This is a genomic window from Streptosporangium canum, assembly GCF_900113865.1.
Lineage (GTDB): Bacteria > Actinomycetota > Actinomycetes > Streptosporangiales > Streptosporangiaceae > Streptosporangium > Streptosporangium canum.
The window spans coordinates 84,621-106,276 of the sequence record NZ_FOQY01000005.1 but is presented as its reverse complement, the minus strand read 5'-3'; the positions used below and the strand labels follow the sequence as shown (position 1 = coordinate 106,276).

18 protein-coding genes are annotated in these 21,656 nt (G+C 72.7%); 8 read left to right on the top strand and 10 right to left on the bottom strand.

Going from position 1 to position 21,656, the window contains the following annotated elements:
- The first annotated feature begins 197 nt into the window (after positions 1 to 197).
- The 3 genes from BM085_RS09265 to BM085_RS09255 are packed head-to-tail and all read left to right on the top strand — an operon-like array spanning position 198 to position 4,554.
- Positions 198 to 1,334 (top strand): glycosyltransferase, encoded by a 1,137-nt coding sequence (locus BM085_RS09265; protein WP_093886605.1) that lies wholly within the window; start codon positions 198 to 200, stop codon positions 1,332 to 1,334.
- 47 nt (positions 1,335 to 1,381) lie between these two features.
- A complete protein-coding gene (gene asnB, locus BM085_RS09260; RefSeq protein ID WP_245789218.1) occupies positions 1,382 to 3,241 on the top strand; it encodes an asparagine synthase (glutamine-hydrolyzing) in 1,860 nt (619 codons plus the stop codon).
- A gap of 23 nt (positions 3,242 to 3,264) precedes the next feature.
- Positions 3,265 to 4,554 carry a lipopolysaccharide biosynthesis protein gene (locus tag BM085_RS09255; protein ID WP_143120864.1) on the top strand — a complete coding sequence of 430 codons (1,290 nt, stop codon included), beginning with the start codon at positions 3,265 to 3,267 and terminating at the stop codon, positions 4,552 to 4,554.
- On the opposite strand, the gene BM085_RS09250 is transcribed toward BM085_RS09255, so the two are convergent.
- The 8 genes from BM085_RS09250 to BM085_RS09215 all read right to left on the bottom strand — a co-directional run bounded on the left by BM085_RS09250 (position 4,462) and on the right by BM085_RS09215 (position 14,800).
- Positions 4,462 to 5,379 carry a class I SAM-dependent methyltransferase gene (locus tag BM085_RS09250; protein ID WP_093886602.1) on the bottom strand — a complete coding sequence of 306 codons (918 nt, stop codon included), beginning with the start codon at positions 5,377 to 5,379 and terminating at the stop codon, positions 4,462 to 4,464. The two genes, BM085_RS09255 and BM085_RS09250, sit on opposite strands and share 93 nt — an antisense overlap.
- A gap of 443 nt (positions 5,380 to 5,822) precedes the next feature.
- Entirely contained in the window at positions 5,823 to 6,455 is a 633-nt protein-coding gene (locus BM085_RS09245; protein ID WP_093886601.1) for a TetR/AcrR family transcriptional regulator, read from the bottom strand.
- 129 nt (positions 6,456 to 6,584) lie between these two features.
- Complete coding sequence (locus tag BM085_RS09240; RefSeq protein WP_093886600.1) at positions 6,585 to 8,654, bottom strand: glycosyltransferase family 39 protein; 2,070 nt, start codon at positions 8,652 to 8,654, stop codon at positions 6,585 to 6,587.
- Entirely contained in the window at positions 8,651 to 9,847 is a 1,197-nt protein-coding gene (locus BM085_RS09235; RefSeq protein WP_425443261.1) for a bifunctional glycosyltransferase family 2/GtrA family protein, read from the bottom strand. Before BM085_RS09235 ends, BM085_RS09240 begins: the two co-directional genes overlap by 4 nt.
- Before the next feature lie 169 nt (positions 9,848 to 10,016).
- Positions 10,017 to 11,411 carry a sensor histidine kinase gene (locus BM085_RS09230; RefSeq protein WP_093886598.1) on the bottom strand — a complete coding sequence of 465 codons (1,395 nt, stop codon included), beginning with the start codon at positions 11,409 to 11,411 and terminating at the stop codon, positions 10,017 to 10,019.
- Positions 11,408 to 12,118, bottom strand: a complete 711-nt coding sequence (locus BM085_RS09225) for a response regulator transcription factor (protein WP_093886597.1) — start codon at positions 12,116 to 12,118, stop codon at positions 11,408 to 11,410. The genes BM085_RS09230 and BM085_RS09225 overlap by 4 nt, the downstream gene beginning before the upstream one ends.
- A gap of 72 nt (positions 12,119 to 12,190) precedes the next feature.
- On the bottom strand, positions 12,191 to 13,681 hold the full coding sequence (locus tag BM085_RS09220) for a phytoene desaturase family protein (RefSeq protein ID WP_245789217.1): 1,491 nt from the start codon (positions 13,679 to 13,681) through the stop codon (positions 12,191 to 12,193).
- Between the two features lie 177 nt (positions 13,682 to 13,858).
- Entirely contained in the window at positions 13,859 to 14,800 is a 942-nt protein-coding gene (locus tag BM085_RS09215; protein ID WP_093886595.1) for a LysR family transcriptional regulator, read from the bottom strand.
- Between the two features lie 70 nt (positions 14,801 to 14,870).
- Between BM085_RS09215 and BM085_RS09210 the strand changes: the two genes are divergently transcribed.
- The 4 genes from BM085_RS09210 to BM085_RS09195 all read left to right on the top strand — a co-directional run bounded on the left by BM085_RS09210 (position 14,871) and on the right by BM085_RS09195 (position 19,897).
- On the top strand, positions 14,871 to 16,073 hold the full coding sequence (locus BM085_RS09210) for a YeiH family protein (protein WP_093886594.1): 1,203 nt from the start codon (positions 14,871 to 14,873) through the stop codon (positions 16,071 to 16,073).
- A 117-nt stretch (positions 16,074 to 16,190) separates the two neighbouring features.
- Positions 16,191 to 17,129 carry a pseudouridine-5'-phosphate glycosidase gene (locus tag BM085_RS09205; protein ID WP_093886593.1) on the top strand — a complete coding sequence of 313 codons (939 nt, stop codon included), beginning with the start codon at positions 16,191 to 16,193 and terminating at the stop codon, positions 17,127 to 17,129.
- Positions 17,130 to 17,136: 7 nt separating this feature from the next.
- Positions 17,137 to 18,087 (top strand): carbohydrate kinase family protein, encoded by a 951-nt coding sequence (locus BM085_RS09200; protein WP_093886592.1) that lies wholly within the window; start codon positions 17,137 to 17,139, stop codon positions 18,085 to 18,087.
- Between the two features lie 64 nt (positions 18,088 to 18,151).
- On the top strand, positions 18,152 to 19,897 hold the full coding sequence (locus BM085_RS09195; protein WP_093886591.1) for a hypothetical protein: 1,746 nt from the start codon (positions 18,152 to 18,154) through the stop codon (positions 19,895 to 19,897).
- A 187-nt stretch (positions 19,898 to 20,084) separates the two neighbouring features.
- On the opposite strand, the gene BM085_RS09190 is transcribed toward BM085_RS09195, so the two are convergent.
- Positions 20,085 to 20,516, bottom strand: a complete 432-nt coding sequence (locus BM085_RS09190) for a DoxX family protein (RefSeq protein ID WP_093886590.1) — start codon at positions 20,514 to 20,516, stop codon at positions 20,085 to 20,087.
- A gap of 79 nt (positions 20,517 to 20,595) precedes the next feature.
- On the opposite strand from BM085_RS09190, the gene BM085_RS09185 reads away from it, so the two are divergent.
- On the top strand, positions 20,596 to 21,117 hold the full coding sequence (locus tag BM085_RS09185; RefSeq protein ID WP_093886589.1) for a MarR family winged helix-turn-helix transcriptional regulator: 522 nt from the start codon (positions 20,596 to 20,598) through the stop codon (positions 21,115 to 21,117).
- A 79-nt stretch (positions 21,118 to 21,196) separates the two neighbouring features.
- On the opposite strand, the gene BM085_RS09180 is transcribed toward BM085_RS09185, so the two are convergent.
- The gene (locus BM085_RS09180) at positions 21,197 to 21,397 is read right to left on the bottom strand and encodes a hypothetical protein (RefSeq protein WP_177245025.1); all 201 of its coding nucleotides are present in this window, start codon (positions 21,395 to 21,397) and stop codon (positions 21,197 to 21,199) included.
- Positions 21,398 to 21,656: the final 259 nt, after the last annotated feature.

The window sequence follows — 21,656 nt, the reverse complement described above, 5'->3', positions numbered from 1 at the left end:
CGGTGCGCCGCACGGGCTGAATCGCGCCGTTCGCGGGGAGGTCGCAGGCCTCCGTTCCGGCGTTCCTCACGGGAGTGGACGCATCCGGAATTCCTCTCCGTGACACGCTCGCCGGTCTGGGCGGTTCCCGCACACCAGCGGCGATCACTCAAAGTAAGATCACGAAAGTGAAGAGTAGTCACAAGGTGAGCTCATCTATGACAGCGGCACCCAGCGGACCACGTCGTGTCATGCTGCTGATCGGGCAGTTGAGGGTCGGGGGCACCGAGAAGCAGGTCTTCCTCCTGGCCACGGGGCTGTTCCGCAGCGGTGTGGCGGTTGATGTGGTGACGTTGCACTCGGACGGGCCCTACCGTGACGCGCTTGAGCTCGCAGGCGTTCACGTGCACAACGCCGGGTTCACCGGGATGTCGATGGGCCCCATGGCCCTTCCCCGCAATCTGCTCGCGGCGGTGCGCCTCATCCGATTGATCCGGCGGCTCAGGCCGGATGTGCTGCACGCCTTCCTGTACCACGGCTATGTGATCGGCGCCCCGATCGCCTGGCTCGCCCGGGTGCCCGTCGTGGTGGCGGGGCGGCGCAGCCTGAGCGACTTCAAGCGGGCCCGGCGCTGGGTCTACGCGCTGGAACGCGTCGCCACCCGGCTGACGCGGCACGTGGTGGCCAACGCCGTGGCCGTGGCCGAGGACACCAGGAGGGTGGAGGGCATCGTCCCCGGGAAACTCAGTGTGATCTACAACGGCCTGCCCGAGTCGGCCTTCGTACCCGGCACCCCGGCCCGGATCGTCACCGACCTGCCGGTCGTGTGCTGTGTGGCCAATCTGAAGACGCACAAGGGGCACCGTTTTCTCATCGAGGCCGTCGCGCTGCTGGCCGCACGGGGCACACCGTGCACGCTGGTGCTCGCGGGAGAGGGGCCCGAGCGCGACGCCCTGCTGCGGCAGGCGGCGAACCTGGGTGTGGACCTGCGCCTTCTGGGTCTGCGCAGGGACATCGAGGCCCTGATGAACCGGGCGTCGGCGGTGGTGCTCGCCTCGCTCTACGAGGGGATGAGCAACGCGGTCATGGAGGCGATGGCGGCGGGCAAGCCGATCGTCGCCACCGCGGTGGGCGGGACCCGCGAGCTGCTGAGCGGGCGTGGTCTGCTGGTTCCGCCCGCGGATCCGCCGGCGTTGGCCGACGCCCTGGAGCGCGTGCTGCGCGACCCTCACCTGAGCGCCTCCCTCGGCGTCGCCGCGCGCGCGTGGGCGATGGACAACCTCGGCGTGGATTCCATGATTGACCGGCACCTGGTTCTGTACCGGCGTCTTCTGGAGGAGCGATGTGCGGGATAGCCGGGGCCGTCTGCCCGGATGGGGTGGATCCGGAGACGGTCCGCGGCATGTGCGAGACGATCGCGCACCGCGGTCCTGACGGGAGCGGCCTGCACGTGGAGCCCTCGGCCGTGCTCGGGATGCGCCGTCTGGCCGTCGTCGACATGGCCGGTGGGGACCAACCCGTCTACAGCGAGGACGGCACGATCGTCGCGGTGTTCAACGGCGAGATCTACAACTTCGCCGAACTGCGCGCCGAGCTACTGGCCCGAGGGCACCGCCTGACCGCGAACGGCGACTCCGAGTGCCTGGTCCACCTGTACGAGGAACACGGGGACGCCTTCGTGCACCGCCTGCGCGGCATGTTCGCCTTCGCCCTGTGGGACGGGCGCGGGCGCAGGCTGCTGCTGGCCCGCGACCGGGTGGGCAAGAAGCCGCTCTACTGGGGAATGCGCTCCGGCTCGCTGCGTTTCGCCTCCGAACTGAAGGCGCTGGTCCGCGACCCGCGGTGGCGCGGCGAGATCGACCCGGTCGCCCTCCATCACTACCTGACGTTCCAGTACGTTCCGGCCCCCTGGTCGATCTTCGAAGGCATCGGCAAGCTTCCGCCGGGCTCGACTCTGGTGTGGCAGGACGGCCGCGTCCACGTCGACCGCTACTGGCGGCTGGACGCCACCCCCCGCCCGGCCGCCGCCGCGGAGGAGGAGGCCGAGCGGCTGCGCGAGCTGCTGTTGGAGACCACCCGGCTGCGGATGGCCGGCGAGCGCCCGATCGGCGCCTTCCTGTCCGGGGGGATCGACTCCTCGGCGGTCGTCGCGGCGATGGCGCGGCAGTCCCCGCACCCGGTCCGCACGTTCTGCGTCGGCTTCGAAGAAGCCGGTTTCGACGAGCGGGAGCATGCCAGGGAGGTGGCCGCCCTTTACGGCACCGACCATTCGGAGATGGTCCTGTCCGCCTCCCCGCTGGACGTGCTGCCCGCCCTGGCCTGGCACTTCGACGAGCCGTTCGCCGACTCCTCGGCGATCCCCACCTTCCTGGTGGCCAAGATGAGCAGCCGGGAGGTGACGGTGGTGCTCAACGGCGACGGTGGAGACGAGTCCTTCGGCGGCTACCGCCGCTACGCGCTGCTGCAGCGGAGCTCCTGGCTACGGGCGCCGTCGGCGGCGTCGCCGCTGCTGGGCGCGGCGGGCAGGAACCTGCGAGCCCTGTCACGCCAGGGGTCGTTGCTGCGCAGGGCGGGGTGGAGCATGGAGCTGGCCGGGCTGTCGGCGGCCGGCAGGTACACACGTCTGATGTCCTATTTCACCGAGGAGCAGAAGCGGAAGGTCTACACCCCGTGGCAGCGCGGCCGGGTGGCGGGTGTCCGCAGCGGGGCCATCGTCGAGCGGGCCTTCGAGGAGTCGTCCGCCGGCTGTGACCTCACCCGGTTCATGGACGTCGACGTCAACACCTACCTGCCCGGGGATCTGCTGGTGAAGTCCGACATCAGCACGATGGCCTGTTCGCTGGAGGCACGCTCGCCCTTCTTGGACCATGTCCTGATGGAGTGGGCCGCGGGTCTGCCCGGCGAGTTGAAGATCCGCGGCGGGACGACGAAGTATCTCCTCAAGCGCGCCATGGCGGACTGGCTGCCCGCGCACCTGCTGAAGCGCCCGAAGATGGGGTTCGGGGTGCCCCTGGCCTCCTGGCTCAGAACCGGGCTGCGCCCCTTGGCCCATGACCTGCTCGCCGACGCCACCGCCCGTGACCGGGGGATCTTCGCCCCGCGGGCCGTCGCCCGCCTACTCGCCGAGCACGCCGCCGGCCGGGATCACTCCAACCGCATCTGGACCCTGATGCAGTTCGAGCTCTGGCACCGGACCCACCTGCCCGCGCGGCCGACCGGGCGATCGGCCGCGGAGTGCCACTCGCGACCGCGGCCCACGTGAGCGCCCCGCCGCTTCCCCCCGTCATGACCGGGCGCGGACGGGACGCGACCGTCACGCGCCTGGCCCACCTGCTCCTGACCCGCCTGACACTCGTCGTGGCCGGAGGCCTCACCAGCGTCATCGTGGCCCGCGCTCTGGGACCGGGCGACCGCGGCGCCTACTGGGTGATCGTCACCATCGCGACCACGGCGACGGCCGCGGGAAACCTGTCGGTGGAGAAGTCGCAGACGACTCTGTGGGCGGAAGAGGGCAATCGGCCGGCGGTCACGGCGAACGCCCTGTGGCTGGGACTCGCCGCGGGCACGGTGGCCGCCGTGGCCGCGTTCGCCGCCGTGTTCCTTCCCGGTACCGCCACGGACCGCTCCACGGTGGTCTGGGGGCTGGCCGCGGTGCCCGTCATGATGGCGATCGTCTACGTCAACAACGTGCATGTCCTGCACGCCCGCACCGGGGTCGTCAACCGGGGCTCGCTGGCCGGGGCGGCCCTCCAATGCTCGGCGCTGGTGGCTCTCGGGTCTCTCGGGCGCCTCACCGTCGAGTGGGTGGTGATCATCTGGACCGTCTCCGCCGTGACGAACCTCCTGTTGCTGCTGCCGCCCCTGCCCGTCCGCCGCCCGTACGACCGGCGACTGGTCCGCCGCACGCTGTCGTGCGGGCTGCGTTACCACCCGGGCTCTGTCTGCCACTTCCTGCTGCTCCGGCTCGACGTCCTGATCCTGAACGCCATGAGCACGCCGGCGGCGGTGGGGATCTACTCCATGGCGGTGACGCCGGCCGAGCTGCTGCGGGCCATGACCGACGCGGTGGTGCAGATCACGTTGCCCCGGCAGATGGAGTCGAGTCAGGAGACGGCCGCGGCGTACACGGCGCGGACGATCCGGATCACCGTCGTCCTCGCCACAGTGTCGATCACTCTGCTCTACCTGGCGGGCCCGTTCCTGGTGATCGCCGCCACCGGCCCGGCCTTCCGGGGATGCGTCACCCCGATGCTGGTGCTCGCACCGGGTGTGGCGGCCGCCGCCGCGGCGCGCCCGGCCGCGGCCTACCTGCTCCGCCTCAACCTGCCGATCGCCACCTCGCTGATGTACGGCGCGGCACTGCTGGTGAACCTCACCCTGAACATCCTGCTGATCCCCCGGATGGGCGTCGCCGGGTGCGCTCTGGCGTCCACGGTCGCCTACACGGCGCTCGCCGCGACCCAGGTGATCTGGTTCGCGCGCTCAGCGGGAATGCCCCTGCGGCGGTTGATCCCGGGGGCCGCCGAGGTGCACGAGATCACCCGCCGGGTCCGCGGGCTCCTGCGCGCCGACTGACCTGCCCGGCCGCCGGAGCACGTACTCGTTGCAGCCGAGTCCGCCCCCGCACGTCTTGAGGTGGAGGAGGCTGAGATCGCGCGCGTGGGCGCGGGCGATGACCTGCTCGGGCTTGGAGACCTCGAACGGATAGCCGCCCACCCAGTCGATCATGTCATGCCAGCGTGACATCCCACGTGCCCGGGTGACCGTACGGCGAGGGCCGCCGCTGAGCAGCCTCCCGATTTCGAGCAGAGGCCAGGCCCGATAGATGTAGGCCGAGCTGCCGGCGATCAGGGCGCCGCGGACCGCCGGGCCCGACCGGTTGTAACGCCGCTTCACGGCCGTCCAGATCCGGCTCTGCCGCCCCTGATCGTTGTAGAGCGCGACGAACAGCAGCCCACCGGGGGCGACGAGCTCGACGGCGGCGTCGAAGGCCCTCCACATGGCCCCGGTGTGGTGGAGGACCCCCCAGGCGTAGACCACGTCGAAGGTCCCCAGCCGCGCGAGGTAGTCGCCGTCCAGGATCGATCCCCGCTCGATCGTCCAGGCGGCGTCGGGGGCGAAGGAACGCCGCAGCCGCACGGCGGATTCCACCGCCTCGGCGTCGAAGTCGAAGGAGTGCACGCGCGCTCCCAGCCGATGCGCGGCGAGGGAGAACAGGCCACTGCCGCAGCCCACGTCGGCGAAGGTGCGCCCGGCGAGGTCCTCGACGCCCAGGGCCGCTCGCAGCGAACCGATCGCGCTGTGGATGCGACCTTCGTCGACGAGGTCGACGAAGGCGTTCCAGTTGCGGCCGAAGGCGAACCTGTCGCCCCGCCGGATCTGCAGAGAGCTGTCGTCCATCGCGTCTCCTGTCATGTGCCGTGCTCCGTGCGCGGCGATGTGGCGATGTCCGGTGAGCCGTCACGCCCGCCGTTCCGCGACGCCGGGGCCCGAGCGACGTGTTGTCGGAAGACCTCCGAACGATGATCCATAACTTATCGCAGCCAGTCGATCACACAGTGAAGGCGGCACTGTTATGGCGGGCCGGCAAGCCGCCTGCCGGAAAGGGCGGCTTGATCATCTCCCACTGCTGATCGGCGGGCTCTCCCCGATGAACCATGTCTCCAGCGTCACCGGCCCGGCCGAATGCCCTGACCAGGGATTCGCTCGCGCAGCGGCTGGCGGGGATCCCTGGGGCGGTCGCGATAGCGCAGTTCGCGCCACCCGCCTTCACGGAGTCGCGATCAACGACCGCGGGCGGCCAGACGGCTCCTCAGGCCGGAGCCGGCCGATCCGCGGGAGGCTCAGGCGGGGAAGATCGCGGGGTCGAGACCGACCTCGCGGGCGGCGGCGACCCGGGCGTGGTGCAGGAGCCTGCCGCGGGACATGTTGCCGGCGTGCAGGGTGTAGCGGACCACCAGGCCGTCGAGCATGCCGTCGATCCGCTCGGCCGCTCCCTGCGGGTCGTCGCAGACGAACTCGCCTCCGCTCACGCCTCCCGCGATCACCTCGGCGAGGATCTCGATCCAGGCGCCCTCCAGCTCCAGCAGGATGGTCCGGACGTGCGCCTCGCGCACCCCGACGGCCCAGGCGTCGAGCCAGAGGATCCAGCTCTGGTCGGACCGGGATGCCGGGATGTAGAAGCGCAGGACGCGATCCAGCCGCTCGACGGCGGTGCCCGGGTCCGCGGCGATCTCCTTCAGCCGCTGGACCTCCGACTCGCTGGTGCTGCGGAGCATCTCGGTGATGAGATCGTCCTTGGTGGCGAAGTGATAGTGGATCAGGCCGCCGCTCACGTTGGTCGCCTTGGCGATGTCGGCGACGCGGGTGCTGGCCAGCCCCCGTTCGAGCACGACCCGCCTGGTGGCTTCGAGCAGCTCCGCGCGACGCTGGTCGGCCTGGTCTGCGCGGCTGCCGCGCGCCCCTCCGCTTTGCACGGCGCAAGACTACAGCCGTGAGACCGCGCCGGCGCGGTCCGGCGACCTTCGGATTGGGTGGAACCCCGCAGGGCCAGGTGGGTTCCACCCGGCCCTGCGGGGATGGGCTTCAGCCCCGCGGGGCCGGGTTCAGCCGCAGCGGTAGAGGGACTGGCCCTCCTCGGAGCCGCCGTACTCGGCGGGGGCGACGGCGGTGCAGTTGGCCTGCGCCCACGCGGTCACCTCGGAGCCGCCACCACCATCGGGGCCGCCACCGTCGAAGCCGCCCCGGCCGCCGCCCGGCATCAGATACCTGAGCTGCCCGGAGGAGACGAGCTCCTTGAGCCGGTCCACGGTCATGGCGGGGTCGCTGCCGGTGAAGCCGCCCATGGCGATGACGGGCAGACGGGTGGAGAGGATGATCGACGAGGCGCTCTGCGCGCTTCCCACCGCCACCAGCCAGGTCGCGCCGCCCCGGTTCTTCGTCAGATACTCGATCGTCTTGTGGTCCACGGCCCCGCCGGGACCGCCCCGCATCCCGCCGGGCATGCCCACCGGCCCGTCCCGCCGGGTGCCGCCGGGCGTGCCCGCCTCACGGCCGTCGCCGGGGAGCCCCTGCGGGAGATCGCCGGGGAACCCCTCGGGGAAGCCGGCCGAGGCCCCCTCGGAGAGCCTGCCCGGGAAGCCGCCCGGCCCCCGCATGCCGCCGAAGCCGCCGCTGCCGGCGGGCCCCGCGGTGGGATTGGTGCCGTTGACGGCCGAGCCGAGCGGGGTCAGGGCGTAGGCGGCGGGACCGGCGAGGCCCGCGACCAGCCCGGCGAGCAGGGCGACCACCGCGATCCGCCGCCTGAGGCGCCGGCCGAGCCGGGCCAGGACCAGCCCGGCCACCGCGGCCACCGTCACCGCGGCCACCGTCCAGGCCAGCCAGGGTACGAAGTCCGGGGTACGGCGGAGCACCACGAAGGCCCACGCCCCGGTGACCGCGACGCCGGCCGGCAGCGTCCACGACCACGTCCGGGACTGCCGGTAGGCCTGCCACAGCAGCACCCCGCCGAGACCGGTCAGGGCGGCGACGGCCGGCGCCATGGCGGTGGAGTAGTAGGGGTGGAAGGTGCCGCTGGAGAAGCTGAACACCACGTAGTGGACCGCGAGCCAGCCGCCCCACAGCAGCAGGGCGACGCGGGTACCGCGCAGGGAACGGCCACCGGCCAGGACCAGTCCGGCGGCCAGGGCGATCGCGGCGAAGGGCAGCAGCCAGGAGATCTGCCCGGCCATGACGTCGTTGAACAGGCGCCCGGCCCCGGACTCGCCGCCGAAACCGCCCCCTCCCCCGCCGAAGCCGCCGCGCCCGCCACCGCCGGCGCCGAAGATCCGGCCGAGGCCGTTGTAGCCGATGACCAGGTCCCAGACGGAGTTGTCGGTGCTGCCGCCGATGTAGGGGCGGCTGGACGCGGGCCACAGGTCCACGATCACCATCCACCAGCCGCTGGAGACCACCAGCGCGACGCCCGCCGCGAGCAGGCGGCCGAGGCGGCGGAGCACCGGGCCGGGGGCCATGGCCAGGTAGAGCGGGGCGAAGGCCGGGAGCACCAGATAGGCCTGGAGCATCTTGGTGTTGAAGGCCAGGCCGACGAGGACGGCCGACAGGACGAGCGTGCGCGTCCGGCCGGTGCGGATCGCCTCCTGGCAGAACCAGGCGGCCAGGACCAGCAGCAGGACGAGGACGGTGTCGGGATTGTTGTCCCGGTTGATCGCGACCGTGATCGGGGTCAGCGTCATCACCAGGGCCGCGAGCAGCCCCGCGGCGTGGCCCGGCGTGCCGGGCAGCGCCCGCCGTACGGCCGAGTGGACCACGGCGACGGCGGCGACGCCCGCGAGGGCCTGGGGCAGGAGCATGCTCCACGTCCCGAACCCGAAGATCCTCGCCGGCAGCCCCATCGTCCACAGCGCGAACGGGGGCTTGTCCACGGTGATGAACGACCCGGCGTCCAGGGCGCCAAAGAAGAAGGCCTTCCAGCTCTGGGTGCCCGACAGGATCGCGGCGGAGTAGTAGTCGTTGGCGTAGCCGTTGCGCCCGAGGGCCCACAGGTGGAGGACCGCGGCCAGCGCGAGCACCCCCCACAGGCCGGGCCGCGCCCAGCGCGGGTCGCCGGGCGCGCCGAGGACCGCTCGCCGTACGGCGGGAGAGGGAACGGATGGGCCGGGGACGCGGGAGGTCATCGGAGGCCCTCCTTCGCGCGGCGGGGGTTGAAGACCCAGACGCGCAGCAGGAGGAAGCGGACCAGCGTGGCGAGGGCGTTGGCGGCGACGACCGCGGCGAGCTCGACGCCGGTGGAGGCCCCGGGGGCGAGGTGGCCGAGCAGGGCCAGGCCGCCGGTGCTGAGCAGGAGGCCGATGAGGAAGGCCAGGCCGCCTTCGAGCTGGTGGCGGAGGGCTCCGGCGCGGCCGGTGACGCCGAAGGTGAAGCGGCGGTTGGCGGCGGTGTTGGCGACGGCGGTGATGAGCAGGGCCAGGCCGTTGGCGACCACGGCGGGCACCGCCAGCCGCAGGGTGACGAACAGGGCCAGGTGCGCCAGGGTGCTGATCACGCCGATGACGGCGAAACTGGGGAGCTGCCGGGCCATGCCGGTGGGCAGCCGGGCCTTCTGGACACGTGGCGGCACCGGGATCCGGGCCGCGCCCGACAGGGTCTTCCGCGCCACCCTGGCCATCCCCCGCAGATCGTCCGTGGCCGTCCTGAGGATGTCCACCCGGCTGTCGGGGTCGTCCACCCAGTCGACCGGCACCTCGTGGATGCGCAGGCCGTGCCGCTCGGCGAGGAGCAGCAACTCGGTGTCGAAGAACCACTCCTCGTCCTCGACCGCGGGGAGCAGCGCCTGGACGATCTCGGTGCGGGCGGCCTTGAAGCCGCACTGGGCGTCGGCGAAGCCGGCGCCCATCGCCGAGCGCAGCAGCAGGTTGTAGGACCGCGAGATGAGCTCCCGCTTCGGCCCGCGGACCACGTTGGCGCCCCTGGACAGCCGGGTGCCGATGGCCAGGTCGCTGTGGCCCGACAGCAGCGGGGCCACCAGCGGCAGGAAGGCGTCCAGATCGGTGGACAGGTCCACGTCCATGTAGCTGACCACGTCGGCGTCGCTCTCGGACCAGACGCGGCGCAGCGCCCGTCCCCGCCCCTTGGCGTCCAGGTGGACGGCGTGCACGTGGGACAGCTCACGGCCGAGGTCGGTGGCGATCCGCCAGGTGTCGTCGGTGCTGGCGTTGTCGGCGATCGTGATGCGGAAGCCGTAGGGGAAGGTGCCGGTGAGGTAGGCGTGGAGGCGGCGGACGCTCTCGGCGAGCACCCGCTGCTCGTTGTACACGGGGACCACGATCTCGACCAGCCGGGTGCGTGGCGGTGCCGTCAACTGCTTCACGCTTCCCCCCATGAGTGACGACTCGGATGTCTCATGCCCTCAGGCTCGCCGGGGGATCTTGAGTGATCCTGAGGCGATCGTTAACGGCCGGTGAGAAAACCGAAGAGCCTCCAGGATGGCCGGAGGCTCATGGAAATGACTAGATATAAGGGAATTTCGGGTGATCTTCTCAGCTCCGATGGGGGGAGCCCGGCAGGCGCATCCTGGCCAGGGTCCCGCCGCCCACGGCGTTCTCCAGGGCGACCTCTCCCCCGGCGTCCCGTACGGCCTGCGCCACGATGGCCAGTCCCAGCCCGGAACCGGGCATGCTCCGGGCGGAGGAGGACCGCCAGAAGCGGTCGAACACGTACGGCAGCTCGTCCTGCGGGATGCCCGGCCCCCGGTCCCGGACGGTCAGCTCACCGTCGCGCAGCCGTACGGCCACCGGGCCCGCGGAGAACTTCACCGCGTTGTCCAGGAGGTTCACCACCGCCCGTTCCAGCGCGGCCTGATCCCCGTGGACGTACCAGGATCCGAGGCCGACCTCCATCGGGGTCTCGGGGGCGCGGAGCCGGGCCCGGCGCACGGCCGACTCGACCACGTCGTGGAAGGCCACCTCGACGTACGGCTCGTGCTCGTCCTCCGAGCGGGAGAGCTGGAGCAGGTCCCCGACCAGCGTGGACATCTCCTCGAACTGGGCCTTGAGGTTGCCCAGCAGTCTGCGCTTGGGGTCCGGGGCGAGCGGGCGGCCGGTGTTCTCGCTGCGCAGCAGCAGGTCGATGTTGGTGCGCAGGCTGGTGAGCGGGGTGCGCAGCTCGTGCCCCGCGTCGGCGATCAGCCGCCGCTGGCGCTCCCGGGACCCGGCCAGCGCGCTGGTCATCGCGTTGAAGGAGGCGCCGAGCCTGGCGATCTCGTCGGTGCCCTCGACCGGGATCCTGGTGGCCAGGTCCTCGGTCCTGGCGACGTGCTCCACCGCCTCGGTCAGGCGGCCGACCGGGCGCAGCGCCGTACGGGAGATGAGCAGGCCCGCCAGGGCCGCACCCAGGACACCGAGCGCGGCGACCCCCGACAGGATCCCGGCCAGCCAGGTCAGCGTCGACTCGGTCTGGGTCAGCGACCGTGCCTCCATCATCGCGACGCCGGGCGCGACGTTCGCGGTCCGCACCCGCACCGGTTCGCCCTCGTCGGTGACGCCGTTGCGCAGCTCGGCGGCACCGGGACCGCCCGCCGCCACCGCCCTGTCGGATCTGGTCACCACGACCGCCGTCGGGCCGAGCACGCACTGCCGGCCGTCCAGGTAGACCACCTGCACCAGGGACAGGAAGGGGCGCAGCTCGTCGCCGCCGGCCGGGGACGTCCGCCCGGCCGCGCACAGCTCCAGGACCCGGGACAGGTCCCGCTCCTTCGGCGGCCCCTCCCCGGGCGGCCCTCCCCTCGGGTGGCCCTGGAGCGTCCGGTCCACCTGGTCGTAGAGCTCGTCGCGGACGATCAGCCAGCACGTCCCGGCGCAGGCCGCGATGGCGAGGGCCACCGCCACCGTGATCAGGGCCGTGAGCCGGGAACGCAGGGAGCGGCGCCCCCTCAAGGGGAGCTCCGCAGCACGTAGCCGACGCCCCGGACGGTGTGGATCAGCCGGGGCCGCCCGGCGGCCTCGGTCTTGCGGCGCAGATACATGACGTAGACGTCGAGCGAGTTGGAGGACGGCTCGAAGTCGAAGCCCCACACCTCGCTGAGGATCTGCTCGCGGGTGAGCACCTGGCGGGGGTGCACCATCAACAGCTCCAGCAGCAGGTATTCGGTCCTGGTCAGCCCCAGCGGCTCGCCCGCGCGGGTGACCTCGCGGCTGGCGGTGTCCATCCGCAGGTCGCCGTAGCGGAGCACGCCGCCGCCGTCGGCCGCGGCGGGCGCGGTCAGGGCGCTGCGCCGCAGCAGCGCCCTGACCCTGGCCAGCAGCTCGTCCAGCTCGAACGGTTTGACCAGGTAGTCGTCGGCCCCCGCGTCCAGCCCCGACACCCGGTCGCCCACGGCGTCGCGGGCGGTGAGCATGAGCACCGGCACGTGGTTGCCGGCGGCCCGGAGCCTGCGGCAGGTGGTCAGCCCGTCGAGCCGGGGCATCATCACATCGAGCAGGACCAGCTCGTACGGCTCGCGCTCCAGGATCTCCAGCGCGCCCAGCCCGTCCGAGGCCAGGCCCACCCGGTACCCCTCGTACTCCAGGCTGCTCTGCAGCGCCTCCCTGAGCGCGGGCTCGTCGTCCACGACCAGCACCCGCGCCGTCTCACCGTCACCCATGCCCCAACGCTAGAGCCTCACCATGAGAACCCCATGAACGCCCTCGGCCATGTCCGTGCCGGCCCGCGGCGGTCAGGACAGCAGCGCCATCGCGGCGTTGTGGCCGGGGATGCCGCTGACACCGCCGCCGCGCCGGGCGCCCGCGCCGCAGAGCAGGATGCGCTCGAAGGCGGTCTCCACTCCCCACTTCCCCGGCTCGCCGAACGGCCAGGACAGGTCGCGGTGGAAGATGTGGCCGCCGGGCAGGCCCGCCTCGTTCTCCAGGTCGACCGGCGTCTTGGCCTCCAGGCAGGGGCGTCCGTCGGGGGCGCGCAGCAGGCAGTCCTCGATCGGCTCGGCGAGCACCCGGTCGACCGAGGCCAGCGTGGCCCTCAGCGCGGCCTCACGCGCCCCGGCCGGGTCCTCGCGGAACAGCCGGGCGGGCATGTGGAGGCCGAAGAGGGTCATCGTCTGGGCTCCGGCGTCGCGCAGGCCGGGGCCGAGGATGGACGGGTCGGTGAGGGAGTGGCAGTAGACCTCGGCCGGGGGCAGCTCCGGGATCCGTCCGGCCGCCGCCTCCGCGTAGGCGCGGGCGAGCTGGTCGCGGCCCTCGTTGATGTGGAACGTGCCGCTGAAGGCCGCCACCGGGTCCACGTCGGGGTCCCTGAGCCGGGGCAGCCTGGACAGCACCATGTTCACCTTGAGCTGGGCGCCCTCGGGTGCCGGCTCACCGGCTCCCAGCAGGCGGCCGAGCACGGCGGGCGGCACGTTGGCCAGGATCCGCTCACCCCGGACCGTGTGCTCCCCGTCCGCGTCGCGGAAGGTGACCTCGCCCGACGGGTCGACGGCGACCACCTCGGCTCCGGTCAGGATCTCGGCTCCGGCCGCGCGCGCGGCTCCGGCCAGGGCTCCGGACACCGCGCCCATGCCGCCGACCGGGACGTTCCAGTCGCCGGTCCCGTCCCCGATCACGTGGTAGAGCAGGCAGCGGTTGGCCAGCAGGCCCTGGTCGCACGGGTCGGCGAAGGTGCCGATCAGGGCGTCGGTGAGCACCACGCCGCGCACGGTGTCGTCGGCGAACCGCTCGTCCACGACCTCGCCGATCGGCCGTTCGAACAGCTCCCGCCACGCCTGCCCGCCGACGAGGTCCCGCATCGCCGCACGGTCCATGAGCGGCTCCAGCAGGGTGGGCGCGACCCGCTCGGCGACGTCGGCGGTCATCGCGTAGAAGCGCCGCCACGCCTCCAGCTCGGCGGTGCCTGCGGTGACCCGGGCGAAGGAGGCGGCGGTGCGGCCGGCGTCGCCGTTGTCCACCAGCAGGCCGGTGTCCCCTGCGGGGGTGTAGGAGGCGTAGCGGCGGCGGCGCAGCTCGACCTTGATCCCGAGGTCGGCCACGACCTTGGCGGGCAGCAGGCTGACCAGGTAGGAGTAGCGCGAGAGCCGGGCGTCGACGCCGGGGAAGGCCTGTGCCGACACGGCGAGGCCGCCGACGTGGCCGAGGCGTTCCAGGACGAGGACCTTGCGGCCCGCGCGGGCGAGGTAGGCGGCGGCGACCAGGCCGTTGTGGCCGCCTCCGATGATCACTGCGTCATGACGGGAACGGGACACGGGGACATCCAGGGGTCAGGTGCGGGCGTGACGGGGCGAGAGGGGCTCTGCCCGGGTCAGAGGCCGGTCTGCCAGTGCGGATCTGGACGGAGCACACATGACACGTCAATCGACACCATGCGCCGCACCATATAGCGAACTCGACAAATCGGTCTATGGTGCGGATCGGCCCGCGGCCGGAGCGGTCCGGGGGCCCCGCTCGCTCGCGGCCGTGGACAGGGTGATTTTCAGGAGGGTCGCGGCGGGGCCGGTGGGCGTGCGGCCCCGCCGCCAGATCGCGCGCAGGCGGCGTTCGAGGTCGATCCCCCGGGTGGTGACCTCCGCCAGCCGACCGGTGGCCAGCTCGGCCTCGACGGCGTAGCCGCTGAGCACGGCGGGGGCGGCGCCCTCACCCGCGGCGCCCTTGACCGCGGCGTTGGACCCCAGCTCCAGCCGGGGGGCCGCGGCGGCGTGGCCGTTCAGCGCCAGGTCCAGGGTCTCGCGGGTGCCGGAGCCTCGCTCGCGGACGACCAGCGGGGTGGCGGCGAGCTCGGCGGCCAGCAGCGCCGTACGGCGGCGCGCCCAGGGGTGGCCGGGGGCGACGACCACGACGAGCCGGTCGGTGGCCACCACCCGGGAGGCGAGCCCCGGCGGGACCGAGGGCCCCTCCACGAAGCCGAGCTCGATCCCGCCGCCGACCAGCCTGGCCACCTCGGCGGAGTTCTGCACGTCCAGCCCGACCTGGACCTGAGGCTCCCGGTTCTGCAGTTCGCCCAGCCAGCGCGGCAGCAGGTATTCGGCCACCGTCATGCTGGCCGCGATGTGCAGGTGGGCCGCCCGGCCGTGCCGCACCGCCTCCGCCCCGCGCATCAGCTCCTCGGCCGCCGCCAGCACCTGTGCGGCCCAGGCCGAGACCATCACGCCCTGCGGGGTGAGGGTGGAGCCGCGCGGGGTGCGCTCCAGCAGGGGCAGCCCGAGGCGGCGCTCCAGCAGCGCGATCCGCTTGCTCGCCGACGGCTGGGCGATGCCCGCCGCCCGGGCCGCCTGGCCGAGACTGCCCAGGCGGTCCACGTCGACGAGCAACCGCAGGGACCCGAGATCGGGCAACTCGCTCATAGCCCTAGGCTATGACCTTCCAGGGAGATGACGGCTACTGGCCGCACCGACCTGCGGCAACACTCGAATCATGGCTTTCCTCCCGTTCACCGGCTCCTCCGAACACCCCACGGACAGGCATGCCCCGGGCGCCGCTCCCCGGCCCGGCCCGGTACGGCGGGCGGCGGCGGAGCTCCGCGCCCTCGCGCCCGGCCTGGGGACGGCGGCCGTCGCGGTGGTCCTGTCGACGTCGCTGAGCCGGGCCGTCCCCGGGATGAGCGCGGCCGTCATCGCGGTGGCCTGCGGGGTCGTGCTCACCAACCTCGGCGGATTCCACCGGACGCTCCGCCCGGGGCTGCGGTTCGCGGGCCGGCGGCTGCTCCGCCTGGCGATCGTGCTGCTCGGACTGCAGATCGCCCTGCCGGAGGTGCTGGCCCTCGGCTGGCGGGCGCTCATGGTGATCGCCGCCGCCACCGGTGGCACATTCCTCGCCACGCGGTGGATCGGCGGGCGGATCGGGGTGAGCCCGCGCAGGTCACTGCTCATCGCGACCGGGGTCTCCGTGTGCGGGGCCGCGGCCGTGGCCGCCATGCACGAGGTGGCCGGCAGCGACGACGACGACGTGGCGAGCGCGATCAGCGTGGTCGTCCTGTACGGCAGCGCCACGATCGTCGCGCTGCCGCTGCTCGCGCGGCTTCTCGGTCTGACGCCGCACCAGTTCGGCGTGTGGGCCGGCGCGTCGGTCCACGAGGTCGCCCAGGTGGCGGCCATCGGCGCGGCCGCCGGGGCGGGGGTGCTGGCGAGCGCGGTGGTGGTCAAGCTGGCCCGGGTCGTCCTGCTGGCCCCGATCGTGGCACTGACCTCCGTCACGCTGCGGCGCGGCACGGCGACCCGGCCGCCCGAGGCTCCCCGGACCGCGGTCACGGAAGGCGGCGTCGCGGGCACGCCGGGCACAGCGGGAGGCGCGGCCACGTCGGGGGACGCGGACACGTCAGGGGACGCGGGCGGGCCGGGGGACACGGCGGGGGCCGGGCGGCGCCCGCCGGTGATGCCCCTGTTCGTGACGGGATTCCTCACCATGATGATCGCGCGGAGCACGGGCCTGGTCCCCGCCGAGGTCACCCAGGCGCTACCCGAGGTGACAGGAGTGTTACTCGCAGCCGCACTCTTCGGCCTGGGGACAGGCGTCAACCTCAGGGAACTGGTACGCGGCGGGCGGTCCCTGCTGCTGGGCGGAGTGGCCACGGCGGTCATCGGCGTGATCTCACTGCTGGGTGTGGTCATCATCGGCTGATCTTCAAGTGGACGTCTCCTGACAACCCCCGTAACGTGCACCTTTGAACCAGGGAAACCCGTTTACATCGTTCCAACAGGGTGACCATCGGTCCGGACGAGGAGACAGAACCCGCTCATGCGTACCACCCAGCAGCCCATCGACAACGTGCTCCGGCCCTCCGACGAGGTGGCCGAGGCACTGGCGCAGGGCGCCCCGGTCGTGGCACTCGAGTCCACGATCATCTCGCACGGCCTGCCCCAGCCCCGTAACCTCGAGGTCGCGCTGGAGCTGGAGGAGATCGTCCGTGAGGCGGGGGCGGTGCCGGCGACGATCGCGGTGCTGGACGGCGTCGCGCACGTCGGCCTGGACCAGCGTGAGCTCAAGCGGATCGCCACCGAGTCCGGCCTGCGCAAGCTGGGCTTCCGCGACCTGCCCGCCGCCGCCGCGCTGAAGGCCAGCGGGGCGACCACGGTCTCGGCGACCTCGTTCCTGGCCGCCCGCGCGGGTATCCGGATCTTCGCCACCGGCGGTCTCGGCGGCGTGCACCGCGGGTGGACCGAGAGCCAGGACGAGTCCGCCGATCTCGACATGCTGAGCCGTACCCGCATCACCGTGGTCTGCGCGGGCGTGAAGTCCATTCTGGACGTCCCGGGCACCCTGCAGCGGCTGGAGACCCGCGAGGTCAGCGTCGCGGGCTTCCGCACCGACGAGTTCCCCGGCTTCTACCTGCACACCTCCGGCGAGCCGATCGACTGGCGGATCGAGACCCCGGCCGAGGCCGCCGACATCATGCGGGCCCAGGACGCGCTCGGCGGCCCGGAGACCGCGCTGATCGTGGCCAACCCGGTGCCGGTGGCCGAGCAGCTCGACCCCGCCCTGCACGACCGGGTCCTGGCCGAGGCCCTGGCCGCCGCCGACCGGGAGAGGATCACCGGCCAGGCCATCACCCCGTTCCTCCTGGAGTACCTGGTGAGGGGCACCGACGGCGCCTCGCTTGAGGCGAACCTGGCCGCCGTACGAGGAAACGTCCGGATAGCCGGGCAGATCGCGGCGTCGTGGAGCCGGGGAAACTGAGGAAGTCGTGACCCCAACGGGCCTGCTGGTCATCGGCGACGTCGTCACCGACGTCGTCGCACTCCACGGAGGGCCGGCCCTGGCCGGGCTGGCCCTCGGCACGGACACCGCCGCCGACATCGTGCTGCGCCCAGGCGGCTCGGGGGCCAACACGGCCTCCTGGGCCGCGCGTCTGGGCGCGGACGTCCGGATCCTGACCCGGGTCGGCTTCGACACCGGCGAGTGGCACGCCGCCGAGCTGCGGCGCGTCGGGGTCCGGCCGCACCTGCGGATGGATCCCGACCGCCCGACCGCGGTGGTGATCGCCATGGTCGACGCGACCGGGGAGCGTTCCATGCTCACCAACCGGGGCGCGGGCGGGCACATCGGCGTCGACGACTGGGACGCCACCCTGCTCGACGGGGTCCGTCACCTGCACCTGTCCGGATACACGCTGTTCGCCGAGCCCGGACTGCAGCTCTCCCGGCTGGCCATGGCCGAGGCCACCCTGCGCGGCGTCACGATCAGCGTCGACCCGGCCTCGACCGGCCCCCTGCGCGCCTTCGGCCCCGAGCGCTTCGTCCAGGAGACCCTGGCCGCCCAGCTGATCATCCCGAACCTGGACGAGGCTCTGCTGCTCTCCGGCGAGAGCTCCGCCGAGCGGGCCGCCGAACGGCTGAGCCTCCGGTACGGCGCGGCGGCCGTGAAACTCGGTTCCCGGGGCGCTCTGATGGCGAAGGACGGAAAGTTGACCGCTCGGGTTCCCGGAATCGCCACGGAGGTGGTTGACTCGACCGGAGCGGGGGACGCGTTCGCCGCCGGCCTGTTGACCGCCCTGCTGAGGGGGGCCGACGACGAGGCCGCGCTGGACGCGGGACGCCGGGCCGGAGCCGAGGCTGTGACAGCCATAGGCGGCCGGCCCCGCATCCTCGCGTCCGAATTGGGTACGGACCAGCTTTACCCTCTTAACACCAATTGATAGCTTGCGGCGTAGGCTGCACCATTAGCCACATGCGTCACTTTGGGGAGGTTGCGGTCCGCCGATGGATGCCGAGTCATCGATCTGCCTGAGTGATCTGGTTCCGGCCCTGCGCTGGAGCCGGCCACAGCAGATCGCCGAAGCCCTGGCCGATCCCCGCCTGCCTGCGGGCTGGTGGTCCTCGGTCACCCTGCCCAAGGCCCTCGGCGTCGCCGGGCTCGACTGGGTCTGCGACCGGCTGGCCCGGCTCTCGGTGTCCCGCTGGGATCACCTGCCGCTGAGCGACGTGCTGCCCGCGCTGCACGTGCACACCGTCGATCCCACCCTGCCCGGCTGGCCCGAGCCCGCGCGCTCGGCCCTCGCCGGGCTGGGCGGATGGTCCCGGCTGCGCCGCCTGACCACCGGAGACCTGAGCGGCCCCTCGGCAGCCGCCGCTCCCGAGGTCGTGGTGACCGCGATGTTCCGCGAGGTGCTCAGCCGGATCCCGATGATCACCGAGCAGCCCGCAGAGGCGCCGGCCGAGCAGGCCCCGCAGCAGCAGCAGGCCCCCGCCGTGCCGCAGCAGGCCCCCGCCGCACCGCAACAGGCCCCCGCCGCACCGCAACAGGCCCCCGCCGCACCGCAACAGGCGCCGGCCATGCCGCAACAGGCGCCGGCCGTGCCACAGCAGGCGCCGGCCGCCTCGCAGCAGGCCCCCGCCGCACCGCAGCAGGCTCCGGCCGCCGAGCCGGCAGCCGAGCCCAAGGTCAGTCTCAACGACTACCCGCTGGTCCGCCTGGTGGACAACATGTTCCGCGACTGGGGCCCGCTGGAGCGCGCGGTCGCCGTGGAGCGGCTGTTCGCCGTCGACCCGATCAGCCTGCGGGCGCTGGCGCACAAGCTGAACGCCGACCGCGACGCGCTGTCCATGGCCCAGCGCGCCGCCGAGGAACGCATCCTGCTCTGGTTGCGCTCCTCCGAGTCCGCGCCGCTCACCGGTCACATGTTCGGGCTCACCGAGTGGCTGGGCGCCGCCGCCACGCAGGATCAGCTCATCGGCGCCGACCCCGCGCACCCCGTCGAGGTCCCCGCGCTCCGCACCCCGCTCTGGCGGGTGCTGGTCACGCTCATGCCCGACAGGCGGCTCCAGGACGGCTGGCTCGTCGTCGGCGATCTGGGGGGCCTGCGCGACCGCACCCGGCAGCTGCTGGCGGGCAAACCCGTCGACGCCGACATGGTCGCGGTCATGGAGCACCAGCTCGGCATCCGCACCCACTCCGCGCAGGCCTGGCTGGACGCGCTCGCCACCAGTGCCACGCGGGACGAGACCGTCCAGGACGCCGCTCCCGAGGGCGGCAAGCAGCTCCCCCGCCGCACGCCGGGCGCCAACGGCCACCACCACCGCGGCGGCCAGCCGATCCCCCAGGTGAACGCCGACTCCATCGATCCCCGCGCCGCGCTGGCCGCGCTGTCGGCCCTGTCCGGCGGCAACACCCGGCCCCACCTCATCACCAGCCAGCGCGCCCCGATGCCCCCGCCGACCACCCCGGCCACCGATCCGAGCCGCTGGCAGCGGATCGAGGTGACCAGCGAGCACCTACGGGGCGGCCCGGTGGCGGTCCCGGAGGGATACGCCACCCAGCTCGGCATGCGTCCCGGCACGCTGCTGTCGGTGACCGGCCCCGGCGACAACGCGGTGGTGCTGGTCTGGCGTGACCATCCGGTCTTCGACTCCCTCCAGCCGGTGCTGATGCGCCTGAACGCCCGGCCGGGCGACCAGGTGTACGTCACCGTGGACGGCTATCGCCTGGACGCCCAGCTACCCAGCTGACCGGTGGGGCGGCTCACGGAGCCGCCCCACCGGCCGTGGTCTCCCACCGGCCGTAATCCCTGACCGGCCGTGGTTCTCCGACCGGCCGTGACCGGGGCCGGTCCCAGCCCGGTCGGCAGGGCCGGGCTCCGCCTACGCCACGGACGCGGGGGCGGGGGGACCCGGCACGCAACGCCGAGGAGCTCGGCTACGCCACGGACGCGGAGGCCGAGGCGCGTCGCCGCCGCAACAGGCTGTCGACGGCGAGGGGGCCGCCGCCGCTGAAGGCGATGGCCAGGCTGGTCGCGGCGAGGGTGAGGACGAACTCGAAGCCGCCCTTCTCCACGAAGAAGCCGTTCCCGGCGTGGAGGAACACGATCGAACCGATCATGTCCAGGGCGAGCAGAGGGCCGAAGACCGGCAGCCCCGCGCCCAGGATGAAGGCGATCCCGCCGACGACCTCCAGCACGGCCACCGCCGGCGCCGCCGCCCCCGCCAGCGGGATTCCCAGCGAGTCGAAGAACGCCGTCGTCCCGTCCAGGCCCATCACCGTGAACTTCTGCCAGCCGTGGGCGAAGAAGACCACCCCGATGACGATCCGCCCCAGCAGCAGGGCGAGGGGCCGTATCCGCTCAAGCATGGCAACTCCTTCTAGTTGTTCGAATTTGAACTACACCCTAGCCATTAGTTCAAATTTGAACAAGCCGTAGAATGGCGAGGTGAAGGACACGAGATGGCTCAGCGAGATCGAGCTGGACGCCTGGATGGCCTATGTCGCCGCGACCCACCTCCTGGAACGGCGCGTCGAGGAGCAGTTGAAGGCCGATTCCGGGCTCACCCACGCCCAGTACGAGATCCTCGCCAAGCTCTCGGCCTCCCCCGAGCGGCGCATGCGGATGACCGAGCTCGCCCGCAAGGTGGTCGTGTCGAAAAGCGGGCTCACCTACCAGATCGGCCAGCTGGAGAAACTCGGTCTCGTCGAGCGGACGACCTGCCCCTCCGACGAGCGGGGAGTCCTCGCCGTGCTCACCGACGAGGGCGTGCGCTGCCTGGAGCGGACGGCGCCGGGCCACGTGGCCGTCGTCCGCGCTTTCCTGATCGACCAGCTCACCCCCGAGGAGCTCCAGGCCATGGCGCGGATCATGTCGAAGGCCGCGGCGGTGATGACGGCGGCGCCCGGCCACTCGACCGAGGCCCCGGCCCGACGCCGAGGGACCGGGCGCCGCACCGCGCCCGGCTGACCCCCGCGGCCGGGCGCCGCACCACGTCCGGCCGACCGACGCCTTATGCCCGCCGCCCGGCCGGGCCGTACGGCGGCGCTCAGCCGACGTGGACCTGCGGCCGGCGGTCCAGGCGGGGTTCGGCCCGCCGGAGGATCTCCCGGGTCAGCGGCGGGACGTCGCCCCCGCCGAGGACGAGATAGCCGAGCAGGGCCATCACCGGGTTGCCCTCGGCCCAGTGGAAGTAGACCTGCGGGTTGACATCCTCCCCACGACTGCAGCCGGGGATTCCCACCCTCACGGGTTGGAACTTCCTGTTTCGCCGCAGGCAGCCCCCGGGACGGACCCAAGCCGAGGTCTTACACCCGCTCCGCAGGCGTTTCACCTGTCCGCCGGCCCGGCGGCCAGAACCCGGACAGGCCGACTTGATCATCGCCAGCCCGTCCGAATACACAGACCATACCAAGAGAAGAACGACGGCATGCGGAAACCACGAGGTCACGACACCCCTCGGGGGGTGACGGCCCTCCCATGCCTCCCCATGCCTCCCCATGCCTCCC

What these genes read in the sequence shown, in the direction of transcription:
- BM085_RS09190 (WP_093886590.1), bottom strand. Translation starts at nt 20,516, where the DNA reads ATGCTTGAGCGGATACGGCCCCTCGCCCTGCTGCTGGGGCGGATCGTC.
- BM085_RS09250 (WP_093886602.1), bottom strand. Translation starts at nt 5,379, where the DNA reads ATGGACGACAGCTCTCTGCAGATCCGGCGGGGCGACAGGTTCGCCTTC.
- BM085_RS09215 (WP_093886595.1), bottom strand. Translation starts at nt 14,800, where the DNA reads ATGAGCGAGTTGCCCGATCTCGGGTCCCTGCGGTTGCTCGTCGACGTG.
- asnB (WP_245789218.1), top strand. Translation starts at nt 1,382, where the DNA reads ATGTGCGAGACGATCGCGCACCGCGGTCCTGACGGGAGCGGCCTGCAC.
- BM085_RS09210 (WP_093886594.1), top strand. Translation starts at nt 14,871, where the DNA reads ATGGCTTTCCTCCCGTTCACCGGCTCCTCCGAACACCCCACGGACAGG.
- BM085_RS09195 (WP_093886591.1), top strand. Translation starts at nt 18,152, where the DNA reads ATGGATGCCGAGTCATCGATCTGCCTGAGTGATCTGGTTCCGGCCCTG.
- BM085_RS09205 (WP_093886593.1), top strand. Translation starts at nt 16,191, where the DNA reads ATGCGTACCACCCAGCAGCCCATCGACAACGTGCTCCGGCCCTCCGAC.
- BM085_RS09255 (WP_143120864.1), top strand. Translation starts at nt 3,265, where the DNA reads ATGACCGGGCGCGGACGGGACGCGACCGTCACGCGCCTGGCCCACCTG.
- BM085_RS09265 (WP_093886605.1), top strand. Translation starts at nt 198, where the DNA reads ATGACAGCGGCACCCAGCGGACCACGTCGTGTCATGCTGCTGATCGGG.
- BM085_RS09225 (WP_093886597.1), bottom strand. Translation starts at nt 12,118, where the DNA reads ATGGGTGACGGTGAGACGGCGCGGGTGCTGGTCGTGGACGACGAGCCC.
- BM085_RS09240 (WP_093886600.1), bottom strand. Translation starts at nt 8,654, where the DNA reads ATGACCTCCCGCGTCCCCGGCCCATCCGTTCCCTCTCCCGCCGTACGG.